Origin of the sequence: Chryseobacterium sp. CBSDS_008 (genome assembly GCF_049959325.1) — a bacterium.
GTDB lineage: Bacteria > Bacteroidota > Bacteroidia > Flavobacteriales > Weeksellaceae > Chryseobacterium.
On record NZ_CP188202.1, the window covers coordinates 2,387,389 to 2,400,068 of the forward strand.

Here is a 12,680-nt window from a genome sequence, read left to right on the forward strand (position 1 = left end):
AAAAAACTACTCAGAATATGAGTAGTTTTTTTGTTATCTTAGTTTCATAAAAAACACTTTATGAAACAATTATTTATTTTACTTTCAGCCCTGCTACTTACGGGCTCTTCCTGTCATTCTCAAGCCCACTACAACAAAAGCAATTCTCCGGAGAATATAAAAATTATTATTTTAGGGAATGTTCAGGACGCCGGCTCTCCGCAGATCGGATGTCATAAAGAATGCTGTATGGATCTCTGGAAACATCCCCGGGAAGACAGGAAAGTAACATCTCTGGGAGTCATTGATGGAGAACTGCAGAAAAATTATATCTTCGATGCCAGCCCGGATTTCCCCAGGCAGCTGGAGCTGCTGATGGAGCATTCAGCAGTCCAGAAAAAGACAGTTCCTGATGGTATCTTCATCACCCACGCTCATATCGGACATTATACCGGTCTTATGTTTTTAGGAAAAGAAGGGATGAATTCCAAGGCTGTGCCTGTTTATACCATGCCCAGGCTTAAAAAGTTCTTTGAAAATAATGGACCATGGTCCCAGCTGGTCCGTTTGGATAATACAGTTCCCTATGAGATGCAGAATGAAGTGCCGATCCAGGTGAATTCCCATTTAGAGGTCACTCCTATACAGGTACCCCATCGTGATGAATATTCGGAAACGGTAGGTTTCATCATTAAAGGTCCTCACAAAAAAGCATTATTCATTCCGGATATTGATAAATGGAATAAGTGGAAATACAGCATCGCGGATTTTATAAAAAAAGTAGATTATGCATTTCTGGACGGCACATTCTATGATCCGGCGGAAATGGGGTACAGAAACATTGAAGACATCCCCCATCCTTTCGTTGTGGAGAGCATGGATCTATTTAAAAACCTGTCACCTGAATATAAAAAGAAAATTTTCTTCATCCACTTTAATCATAGCAATAAAATTTTAAATCCGGACAGCAAACAAAGTAAAGAGGTCATGGAAAAAGGTTTTAATATTGCACGGCTGGGAGATGAGTTTGAATTATAGCTATCATGAGATTCTTTCATCAGACTGCAATAAAACTCCTGATAATGAATATTAATAAATAAAAATAAACAGTACTTTGTTTACATATAAAAAAACAACTCCCGATTTGGGTAGTTTTTTTGTTATCTTTGCTCACCAGATTATTAATCAGTAAAGTATGAAAAAGATCCTTGTTCTGGCCTGCACAGTAACTTTTCTATTTTCATTCAGTCAGAAAACAATGAACCCTGCAGAATATAAAAGTTCGCCAAAAGTTTTCAATATAAAAGGATTATCCCAGTCGGTAAGTATTGATTGCGGAGATTCCAAAATGATTTTGTTATCCGGGCAGGTCCCTCTGGATTCGGAAGGTAACCTTGTTGGCAATACAATAGAAGAGCAGACCCGGCAGGTTTTCAAAAATATTGAAAACATCCTGAAAGAATACGGAGGAACAGGAAAAGATATTATCAAACTGGGAATCTTTACCACAGACATCAAAAAAACGGCTGACTTCAGAAAAGTAAGGGATTTGTATGTCAATCTTCAGAACCCTCCCGTAAGCACCCTTATGGAAGTGAGCAGGCTTTTCAGAGATGATATACTTATAGAAGTAGAAGCCACAGCAGTGATTAAAAATAAATAAGAATAAACTAAAACTATGAGTTGGTTTAAAAATATTTTCAAAAAAGAAGAAAAAGAAACCCTGGACAAAGGATTGGAAAAATCCAGTCAGGGATTCTTTGAAAAAATGACGAAAGCCGTAGTCGGTAAAAGCAAAGTAGATGACGAAGTACTGGATGACCTTGAAGAAGTTCTGATAGCTTCTGATGTAGGTGCCTCTACCACTATCAAAATCATTGAAAGAATTGAAGAGCGTGTTGCAAGAGACAAATATGTAGGGGTAAACGAACTGGATAATATCCTTCGTGAAGAGATTTCAGGATTACTGCTTGAAAACCCCCATGCCGGCACAGGAAACATTGATACTTCCAAAAAACCTTATGTCATCATGGTTGTAGGGGTAAATGGAGTGGGAAAAACAACGACCATCGGAAAACTTGCCCACCAATTCAAGTCAGAAGGTAAAAAAGTGGTTCTTGGAGCTGCGGATACCTTTAGGGCTGCTGCCGTTGATCAGCTTGTTATATGGAGTGAAAGAGTGGGTGTTCCTATTATAAAACAGGAAATGGGATCAGATCCTGCGTCTGTAGCTTTTGATACGGTACAAAGTGCTGTAGCTCAAAATGCAGACGTTGTCATCATCGATACCGCAGGAAGACTTCACAATAAGATCAACCTGATGAATGAGCTTTCCAAAATCAAAAGAGTAATGCAGAAAGTTATTCCTGACGCTCCTCATGAAATTTTATTGGTGCTTGATGGTTCCACAGGGCAGAATGCCTTCGAACAGGCAAAACAATTTACGGCCGCAACAGAAGTCAATGCTTTAGCAGTAACAAAATTAGACGGAACAGCAAAAGGAGGTGTGGTCATTGGGATCTCCGATCAATTCCAAATTCCGGTCAAATATATTGGAGTAGGCGAGAAAATGCAGGATTTACAACTTTTTAATGGTACGGAATTTGTAGACTCATTCTTCAAGAAAAGATGATTTATATCATGTTTTCCCGTATATTAGTAAACAAATCATTTTTAAATATTAACAATAAAAAATTTGAAACTATGGGAATTATAACATGGATCTTATTCGGTCTTATTGCAGGTGCTATTGCTAAAATGATCATGCCGGGAACTCAGGGAGGAGGATGGCTGATTACTATTATCCTGGGAATTCTGGGAGCTTTTATAGGAGGAGCTATAGGAGTTTACGTTTTACATTGGGGAGATGTCACTTCATTCTGGAATCCGAGAAGCTGGATTCTTTCAATCGGAGGTGCTTTAATCATCCTCTGGATTTACGGAATGGCAACAAGGAAGAGCTGATACTAACGCTGATAAAAAATAAAATCCCGGATCTGAAATTTCAGATCCGGGATTTTTGTATACAATATAATTTAGTTAGTTGTTGATTCTAATCTGATAAGGCATTTCCATTTTCACCTCAGACTGTAATTTCTTGTCTGTGATCTGCTGTAAAATTTCATAGTTAGATTTTCCTATCTTGTTTTTAATGATTCTTGCAGAAACATCTTCCTCATTCAGGTCTTTGAAGATCTGCTCAAACGGAGACATTTTCTTAGGGAAAGCTTCTACCTGGTATGATTTTAAGCCTGCCTTCTGTGCAGCAAACTTCACGGCATCAGTCAAAGTACCTAATTCGTCTATCAATCCTATTTGTTTTGCACGAGCCCCGCTCCATACTCTTCCACCTCCTACATTATCAATCTGCTCAAAAGTTTTCTTTCTGTTCTGCGTCACAAAATATACAAATCTCTTATAGGTACCTTCTACACTTCTTGTCATCATATTAACCCCATAAGGAGTTACTCCGTTTAATCCGGAATAATACATAGAGTTCGCATTGGTAGAAACAATATCTGCACGGATACCGTTTTTAGCAGCAATATCTTTATAATAAGGCATCACCCCGAACACTCCGATAGAACCTGTAAGCGTGTTGGGCTCTGAATAAATTTTATCCGCAGCCATCGCAACATAATACCCTCCTGATGCTGCATAGTCACCGAAAGATACTACCAAAGGTTTTTTCTTTTTCAGCTGCTGCAGTTCAAATAAGATTTCATCTGAAGCATTCGCACTTCCTCCCGGAGAATTGATTCTGAAAACAACGGCCTTCACTTTATCATCCTCCTGAAGCTTTTTAATATACTTTACATATTTTTCAGAATGAATATCATTATACTCATCTCCGTTATTAATAGACCCTGAAGCATAAAGTACAGCTATTTTTTCACCCGATTTATCTTCATCAGCATAAGAATTGATATAGCTTGTCAAAGAAATTTTATTCAGCTTTTCTTTATCTTTTACACTTAGTTTCGTCTTAAGAAGATCTTCGTATTCTGATTTCTGGATAAGTTTATCCGCAAGTTTATATTTTAAACTTTGTTCAGGGATCATTCCATATAAACTGTCTGTAATCGTTCTGAACTGAGCGGTATCAATTTTTCTTGAAGCAGCCATTTTATTGGAAGTGTTTTTCCAAAGGTCATTCAAAAGGGTACTTAATTGTTCTTTATTTTCAGGAGAAATATCATTTCTTAAAAAGGGTTCTACTGCAGATTTGAATTTACCGTGACGGATCACTTCAATACCGATTCCGTATTTATCAGCAAAATCCTTGAAGAAAGTAACCTCAGTGGAAAGTCCTTTTAATTCGATTCCTCCCGCAGGGTGCAGATAATATTTATCAGCCACAGATCCTAAATAATAAGCCGACTGTGATACTCCGTTTCCATAAGCATATACAAACTTTCCGCTTTTCTTGAAATCTTCAATAGCATTTCTAAGATCGTCAATTTGAGTAAGCCCTGCATTCAGATCATCAGCTTCTATACTGATTCCTTTAATATTATCATCAGTTTTTGCCTTATTAATAGCTTCCAGCGCATCATATATAAGGATACTTTTATTTTGGGCACCTATCCCGAACAGCCCCATCTGTTCCTCAGTAGGACTATCGATTATATTAGTCTTTAAATTAATCGTAAGAACCGAGTTCTTTTTCACCGCCACCGTCTTATCATTACCCATCGAACTAAACACAAGCATCGTAATGAAAAAGATGAAAAATAGAGCGCAAAGTATGATAATTGCTACTATATTTGCCAAAACATTTTTGAAGAAACTTCTCATAAATCAATCAATTTTACAATATGTCGCAGCATAAGGTCGTTTTGTTACTAGGAAGTAACTTAGGAGAGCAAAAAAAAAATGTAGAACTGGCATTGAAGAAGATCAGCGAAGCCGGAAATCACATTTCACAAACCAGCGAATTTTTAATGTCTGACCCTGTAGAGTTTGTAAGTTCCAATATTTTTTGTAATATTGCAGCAATAATATTCACGCACCTTTCGCCAATTCAACTGCTTGATTGTATTAAGAATATAGAAGTTGAGATGGGAAGAATTAATGATTCAAAAGTATCCGGAGGGTATACTGACAGGATTATAGACATTGATATCATTATGTATAATGAGTTAAATTTTAAATCAGAAAGATTAGAAATTCCTCATAGAAAGCATCTTTTTGAAAGAGACTTTTCCAGAATATTATTAAAAGATTTTATTTAAAACATAAAACATATTGTATGAAATTAGGTTTATTATTATTGGCTACGTCATTGCCAATTGCAGCTTTCGCTCAGAACAGCAGCACTACAGTAAACTCTTCCACAGAGTATCCTAATACATTCTCCTCAGGTTCCGCTAATGTACAACCCTTTGACAATAAAGCCAGACGTTTCAGAGACTGGTCTATTTCTGTTGGAGGAGGTCCTGCATTTATGGTACACTCCGATTTAAAATCTATCCGTAAGGATAAGACCAATTGGGGGTACAATGCATATGTAAGCGTAGACAAACAAATCACCCATGCATTTGCGCTAAGCCTTATGTATATGAGAGGAGAAACGAAACAGACAGCACAGCTTCCCGGTGCTGCAGGTGTAAAATCCGGAATAGCTACTGCAACAACACAATTTGACAATATCTCTTTATTGGGGGATATCAACTTCTCAAACCTATTCAGAAGAGTAGACAACCACTCTCCTTACAGATGGGCTTTCCACGGATACATGGGTATTGGGCTTCAGGGATTCAGAACATCACTACATGATAATGATGAATTCAGATGGAGCACTACCCCAAGAAGAACCCCGTTATTCATTAAGCAGGACATTGATATCAACTCGATCTTCTATCAGGGAGGTTTAGGAATAAAATATAATGTTTCAAAACTTATTGATGTTGAAGCAAGAACCATGTACATCATCAGTGGTGATGATGAATTTGATGGCGGCGGATGGGCAGATCCCAATGATTATGATCCTTCCACACCAGGTTCAAAATATAATATGCTGAACTCAAGAAGATCTGATAACGCCTGGACAGTAAGTTTAGGAGTATCTTTCAAATTAGGAAAGCAGTTATCGCACCTGGCATGGCATGATCCGCTTCAGGAAGCTTATTACAGAACCAGTGTTCTTGAAAATGCAAGTACCGATCTTGTTGTTTGCGAAAAAGGAGATGCAGATAATGATGGAGTATGCGATGACTGGGACAGACAGCTTGATACTCCTGCAGGGGCAAGAGTAGATGGCGCCGGTGTTGCTTTGGATATGGACCTTGATGGAGTTATTGACCTCTATGATAAGTGTGTAACGGTACCAGGACCTGTTGAAAATAATGGTTGCCCTGTTAAATAATTAAAAAAACATAAAATTCTTTTTCTAAAAAAAGAAATCAAATAACAATACACGATGAAATTAAATTTAGCAATTGCTGCATTTGCTTTAGCCATTCCTATGGCTGGTTATGCACAAGACACAACCGTAGATTCGAGTGGAAAATATCCCAATACATTTTCCTCAGGATCAGCCAATGTTACCCCATTTACCAGCCAGTCCAAGAGATTTAATGATTGGTCAGTTTCTGTAGGAGCAGGTGTTCCCCTTCTTCAGTCAGCAGATTTGACCTCTATAAAAAATGGTAATGGTAAAAACCTTTTCGGATATTCTGCTTATGTAAGTATTGATAAAGCGATTACCCATGCTTTTGGGATCAATTTACAGTATGACAGAGGTGAAACCAGACAAGGATGGTTCAATACTAAAAATGCAGCACCCGATGCATCAGCAGTAGGAGCAAGAACTCAGTATGACGCAATTTCAATCTTAGGAGATATTAACTTTTCTAACCTGTTAAGAAGGGTAGACAACCATTCTCCTTACAGATGGGCACTTCATGGGTATGCAGGTATCGGTACTATTGCGTACAGAGCATACCAGAAAGATATCAACGGTCAGAGATTGATGACCGAAATCAAACCTTTCCAATTAGGTTCCATGTTTATGCAGGCTGGTACAGGTCTGAAGTTCAAAGTAAACAGAAGAATCGATATTGAAGGCCGATTAATGTATGTAGTAACCGGTGACGATGAATTTGATGGTGGTGGTGATGCGTACAGCGCGATCAACAAGCGTTCTGAGCAGGTTTCTGACAACTTCTTCAATGCTACTTTAGGGGTTTCTTTAAAACTTGGAAAACATGAATCTCACGTAATGTGGCATGATCCGCTTCAGGAAATCTATTATAAACTGGATGTACTGGCTAATAAAAACCAGGATATTGAAGTGTGTAAAAAAGGAGATGCTGATAACGACGGTGTATGCGACGATTGGGACAGACAGCTTGATACTCCTGCAGGGGCAAGAGTGGATGGCGCCGGAGTTGCCCTTGATACTGACCTTGACGGTGTAATTGACCTTTACGATAAGTGTGTAACGGTTCCCGGACCTGTTGAAAACAACGGATGCCCTATTGCTAAAAAAGACAATAAGGAAACTGCTGTTGAAGTAGAGAAAACCCTTAAAGATATTTATTTCAATTTCAATAAAGCGACGATCAGACCTGAATCTAACGAAAAATTGGATCTGGCAGCTTCGATTATTAAAGAAAACGGAGGAAACTATCTGTTAACAGGTCATACAGATATCAAAGGAAATGCAGCTTACAACCTAAGACTATCTAAAGAAAGAGCAGCGGCTGTAGTAGGCGCTTTGGAGACCAGAGGAATCAATGAAAATGTCTTGAAATCAAAAGGAGTAGGTTCCGCTGAAGCCACTATTCCTGCATCAGCTTCAGATGCTGAAAGAATGGCAGACAGAAAAGTTACTGTAAGATTTATAGAAAGTTCAGATTGGGATTCTATCAAAAAGAAAGACTATGAAGATGCTCCTGTAAAAAAAGCAGTAAAAAAAGTTCCTGCTAAGAAAAAGAAAAAATAATTTCAAATACATCATAAACCGAAAAGAATTGTTCTTTTCGGTTTATTTTTTTTCTACTACGAAATTTTTTGCATATCTTTAACATTATTTTTAAGACAACTGGCATGAAACATGTTATAAACCAGCAAGTTTGTTTTGAAAAAAATTAACATAAAATCACTTTAACGTAAAAAATCATTTAAAATAACTTAACTTAAAAAAATAACACTATGAAATTAAGTTTAGCAATTGTTGCATTTGCTTTGGCAATTCCTTCTGCCACGTATGCACAAGACTCAACGGCAGTTTCAAAAGGAGAATATCCTAATACATTTTCTTCGGGATCTGCTAATGTTTCCCCATTTACCAATCAATCTAAAAGATTTAATGATTGGTCTATTTCTGCTGGGGTGGGTGTTCCACTTCTTCAGTCAGCAGACTTAACCTCCATCAAAAATGGTAACGGTAAAAACCTTTTTGGATATTCAGCGTATGTAAGTATTGATAAAGCGATTACCCATGCTTTTGGGATCAATTTACAGTATGACAGAGGTGAAACCAGACAAGGATGGTTCAATACTAAAAATGCAGCACCCGATGCATCAGCAGTAGGAGCAAGAACTCAGTATGACGCAATTTCAATCTTAGGAGATATTAACTTTTCTAACCTGTTAAGAAGAGTAGACAACCATTCTCCTTACAGATGGGCACTTCATGGATATGCAGGTATCGGTACCATTGCATACAGAGCATACCAGAAAGACGGCAGCAACAAACAAAGATTGATGACCGAGGTTAAACCTTTCCAATTAGGTTCCATGTTTATGCAGGCTGGTACAGGTCTGAAATTCAAAGTAAACAGAAGAATTGATATTGAAGGCCGACTAATGTATGTAGTAACCGGTGATGATGAATTTGATGGTGGCGGTGATGCGTACAGCGCGATCAACAAGCGTTCTGAGCAGGTTTCTGACAACTTCTTCAATGCTACTTTAGGGGTTTCTTTAAAACTTGGAAAACATGAATCTCACGTAATGTGGCATGATCCGCTTCAGGAAATCTATTATAAACTGGATGTACTGGCTAATAAAAACCAGGATATTGAAGTGTGTAAAAAAGGAGATGCAGACAACGACGGCGTATGTGACGATTGGGACAGACAGCTTGATACTCCTGCAGGGGCAAGAGTGGATGGCGCCGGAGTTGCCCTTGATACTGACCTTGACGGTGTAATTGACCTTTACGATAAATGTGTAACGGTTCCCGGACCTGTTGAAAACAACGGATGTCCTGTAGCAACCACAGGACCTGTAGTAGAAACAGAAACTAAATTAGAGGGAATTGAGTTTGACTTAAATTCTGACAGAATTTTACCATCAAATACTCCAATTTTAAATAATGCTGTAAACTATATTAATTCTTCAAATGGTTCTTACAGTGTAATCGGAGCTACCGATACAAGAGGTACAGACGCTTACAACCAAAAACTATCTGAAAGAAGAGCAAACAACGTTAAGAACTATCTGATCAAAAACGGTGTTCAAACAGGTAAACTACAGGCAATAGGAAAAGGTGAAAAAGACCTTAAATATCCTGAGTGTGAACCAGCAACGAAATGCCCTGAATGGAAAAACAGAGCCAATAGAAGAGTATACTTCGAAGCTAAATAATAAACTTATTGATATATTATATGAAAGTCACGCCCCGCGTGACTTTTTTTGTCCTGAATCTTTCCTTATTTTTACCATATGATTTCTCCGCAGGATTTTCAAAAGCTGAAATATGATACTCTTAAGTATTTCTGGGGTTATACTGACTTCAGGGATTCTCAGGAAGACATTATCAATGCTGTTATCAACGAAAAGGATACCCTGGTTCTGTTACCCACAGGAGCAGGAAAATCTTTATGCTATCAACTGCCTGCCTTGCTGAAAGAAGGAACATGTCTTGTAGTTTCTCCATTGCTGGCATTGATGAAAGACCAGGTTAATCAGCTTAAGTCCCGGGGTATAGAAGCAGAGTACCTCTCCTCTGAACTGGATGAATATGACGCCGAAACCATTTATGGCCGATGTAAGGAAGGGCTCACCAAATTACTCTATGTTTCGCCTGAAAGACTTACCAATACTCAGTTTATTCAGAACATGCAGGAAATACAGTTATCCTTTATTGCAGTTGATGAAGCACATTGTATTTCAGAATGGGGCCAGGATTTCCGGCCAAGTTATCAGAATATTAAAGGATTCAGAAGTAATAATCCTGAAATCCCCTGCCTTGCGCTGACCGCAACTGCAACCCCAAAAGTTCTGGAGGAAATCAAAAATAAACTGGAACTGAAAAAACCTTCAGTTTTCCAGAAAAGTTTCAGGCGGGATAATATCAAAATATTTACAGATGAAGTATCTGATAAATTCCAACGTGTTTTTGATATTTTAAAATACAGTAATGACTCCGGAATCGTATATGTAAGAACCAGAAAAGAAGCTGAGATGCTGGCAGAATTTTTGAAAAAAAATCAACTGAAAAATGTGGATTATTTTCATGCCGGTTTAACAACCAAAGAAAAAAATGTAAGACAGAATCTGTGGAACAACAGTGACAACCATGTCCTCATTTCTACCAATGCCTTTGGAATGGGTATTGACAAAGACAATGTGCGGTTTGTAATCCACTACTCGCCTGCTGCATCTCTGGAAAACTATTACCAGGAAATCGGAAGAGCCGGAAGAGATGGAAAAGACAGTTTTGCCTTCATGCTTTGGAATAAACAGGAGCTCCAGAATTTTGATCAGATTTTAAAAAACCAGACTCCCAACAAAGCAGAGTTTTTAAAGATTGTGAGCTACCTCTACTCCATTTTTCAGGTAGCGGAATTTGAACTTCCTGAAAAAACATTTCAGCTGAACACCCTTGGTATACAAAACTTTACAAAGCTTTCGAAAGCAAAAATCAACAACATACTTAATTTTCTGCACAACCAGGAAATTATTTACTATAATGAAAATAAAAGCCTCTCTTCGCTGGAACTTTATATCAAAGCTGATGAGATAGATCAGCTGCCGCAAAAGGATGCTCACTTTATAGAGCTTCTTTTCCGTACTATATCCGGAATAACCACTCATAAAGTAATGTTCAGTGAACAGCAGATCAGCAATAAAATCAATATCAGTGTCCCTTTGATCAAAGAACGCCTGAAGGAGATGCAGCAAAAGAATTATCTTGAATATATTGATGGTGCGCTTTCCAGCATTAAATTCCTGAGACCCCGCGATGAAAGAGCCGTAAATAGCGCTTACTGGAAATTGTTTGAACATATTCAGAGAAACAAAATCCAGAAATGGGAAGAGATGAAATTTTACGTAGAAAATAACGACTACTGTAAAATGAAACTAATACTTGCCTATTTTGGTGAAAAAAATTCAAAAAACTGTGGTCAGTGTTCCGTCTGTGAAAAAAATAAGCAGTCTATCTTTGGAAAAAACATTTCCCAGCAAATCATTAATTTATTAGCTAAGAAGGCTGCAACCATTGAAGAACTGTCTATCCAGCTCAGCTACCATTCAAAAGAAAATATACTTGAAAACCTGATCTTCCTTTTGGATTCAGGAAAAGTAAGAATGCTGAATTTCAGAACGTATGCGCTGAATCATGAGTAAGCAATGATAAGTATGAGTAATGAGATGAAATGTAAGGAATGAAATACATATTGTTTGGATAAAATACTTTAATGTTTTTATCTCTAAAACTCTATCACTCTCCAACCCTAATACTTTTCGACTCTCGGCTCAAAAACTTATCTTTGCAGGATGAAATCATTGAAAGTCGTTTTTTTAGGAACTCCTGAGTTTGCAAAAACTTCTTTGGAGGCGATCCATCAATCCCACCATCAGGTAGTAGGTGTTGTAACCGTTGCCGATAAGGCAAGCGGAAGGGGACAGAAAATTCACCAATCACCGGTAAAAATCTATGCAGAAGAAAATAATATCCCTGTTTTTCAACCGGAAAAGCTAAGAAACCCTGAGTTTTTGGAAGATCTTAGAAAGCTGGATGCTGATGTTTTTGTAGTTGTAGCTTTCAGAATGATGCCTAAAGTACTTTTTGAAATGCCTAAAATGGGAACATTCAATCTTCATGCTTCATTACTACCCGACTACAGAGGGGCTGCCCCTATCAATTACGCAGTGATCAACGGAGAGGAAAAATCCGGGGCTACTACTTTCTTTATTAATGAAAAAATTGATGAAGGAAATATTCTTCTTCAGCAGGAAATAGACATTTTACCGGATGAAACTGCAGGAAGCCTTCACGACAGGCTCATGGTAATGGGATCAGGACTTGTGGTAAAAACGCTGGATGGCCTGGCCGAAAATGCTATTGAAGAAAAACCTCAGCCACAGGTTGAACATCCTAAAAATGCTTATAAAATTTTCAAAGAAGATACTAAAATCAATTGGAAGCAGCCATCAAAAGCTGTTCATCAGTTTATCCTTGGAATGTCGCCTTATCCTGCAGCTTTCACCACGTTAAAGATTGAAAACGAAGAAAAAGGATTGAAAATATTCGGGGGTAAGTTTGAACTTGCTGATCACGGAAAACCAGCTGGAACCATGGATATCTCAAAAACTGAATTTAAAATTTATACCACGGACGGAATATACTACCCAATGGAGCTTCAGTTGGAAGGCAAAAAAAGAATGATGATAAAAGATTTTCTGAACGGGTTCCGAAATTTTGAAGGAATCTCATTACACTAGAAAATGATATTACATCACCT

11 protein-coding genes are annotated in these 12,680 nt (G+C 37.9%); 10 read left to right on the forward strand and 1 reads right to left on the reverse strand.

Features of this window, described 5'->3' with window-relative positions:
• Positions 1–60 precede the first annotated feature (60 nt).
• The 4 genes from ACP3T3_RS10735 (at position 61) to ACP3T3_RS10750 (ending at position 2,943) form a co-directional block, all read left to right on the forward strand.
• Positions 61–1,017 carry an MBL fold metallo-hydrolase gene (locus ACP3T3_RS10735; RefSeq protein WP_426479854.1) on the forward strand — a complete coding sequence of 319 codons (957 nt, stop codon included), beginning with the start codon at positions 61–63 and terminating at the stop codon, positions 1,015–1,017.
• Positions 1,018–1,174: 157 nt separating this feature from the next.
• Complete coding sequence (locus ACP3T3_RS10740) at positions 1,175–1,642, forward strand: RidA family protein (RefSeq protein ID WP_426479855.1); 468 nt, start codon at positions 1,175–1,177, stop codon at positions 1,640–1,642.
• Between the two features lie 15 nt (positions 1,643–1,657).
• The gene (gene ftsY, locus ACP3T3_RS10745) at positions 1,658–2,611 is read left to right on the forward strand and encodes a signal recognition particle-docking protein FtsY (RefSeq protein ID WP_426479856.1); all 954 of its coding nucleotides are present in this window, start codon (positions 1,658–1,660) and stop codon (positions 2,609–2,611) included.
• 71 nt (positions 2,612–2,682) lie between these two features.
• Positions 2,683–2,943, forward strand: coding sequence for a GlsB/YeaQ/YmgE family stress response membrane protein (locus ACP3T3_RS10750; protein WP_426479857.1), 261 nt, complete (start codon positions 2,683–2,685; stop codon positions 2,941–2,943).
• Positions 2,944–3,018: 75 nt separating this feature from the next.
• On the opposite strand, the gene sppA is transcribed toward ACP3T3_RS10750, so the two are convergent.
• Positions 3,019–4,776 carry a signal peptide peptidase SppA gene (sppA, locus tag ACP3T3_RS10755; RefSeq protein WP_426479858.1) on the reverse strand — a complete coding sequence of 586 codons (1,758 nt, stop codon included), beginning with the start codon at positions 4,774–4,776 and terminating at the stop codon, positions 3,019–3,021.
• 20 nt (positions 4,777–4,796) lie between these two features.
• Here sppA and folK point away from each other — a divergent pair, with 20 nt between their 5' ends.
• The 6 genes from folK (at position 4,797) to fmt (ending at position 12,660) form a co-directional block, all read left to right on the forward strand.
• The gene (folK, locus tag ACP3T3_RS10760; protein ID WP_426479859.1) at positions 4,797–5,213 is read left to right on the forward strand and encodes a 2-amino-4-hydroxy-6-hydroxymethyldihydropteridine diphosphokinase; all 417 of its coding nucleotides are present in this window, start codon (positions 4,797–4,799) and stop codon (positions 5,211–5,213) included.
• Positions 5,214–5,230: 17 nt separating this feature from the next.
• Positions 5,231–6,346, forward strand: coding sequence for an OmpA family protein (locus ACP3T3_RS10765; RefSeq protein WP_426479860.1), 1,116 nt, complete (start codon positions 5,231–5,233; stop codon positions 6,344–6,346).
• A gap of 54 nt (positions 6,347–6,400) precedes the next feature.
• A complete protein-coding gene (locus ACP3T3_RS10770; RefSeq protein ID WP_426479861.1) occupies positions 6,401–7,927 on the forward strand; it encodes an OmpA family protein in 1,527 nt (508 codons plus the stop codon).
• Between the two features lie 209 nt (positions 7,928–8,136).
• The gene (locus tag ACP3T3_RS10775) at positions 8,137–9,576 is read left to right on the forward strand and encodes an OmpA family protein (RefSeq protein ID WP_426479862.1); all 1,440 of its coding nucleotides are present in this window, start codon (positions 8,137–8,139) and stop codon (positions 9,574–9,576) included.
• A gap of 78 nt (positions 9,577–9,654) precedes the next feature.
• Positions 9,655–11,562, forward strand: a complete 1,908-nt coding sequence (locus tag ACP3T3_RS10780) for a RecQ family ATP-dependent DNA helicase (protein ID WP_426479863.1) — start codon at positions 9,655–9,657, stop codon at positions 11,560–11,562.
• A gap of 150 nt (positions 11,563–11,712) precedes the next feature.
• Positions 11,713–12,660, forward strand: a complete 948-nt coding sequence (gene fmt, locus ACP3T3_RS10785) for a methionyl-tRNA formyltransferase (protein WP_426479864.1) — start codon at positions 11,713–11,715, stop codon at positions 12,658–12,660.
• The last annotated feature ends 20 nt before the right edge of the window (positions 12,661–12,680 follow it).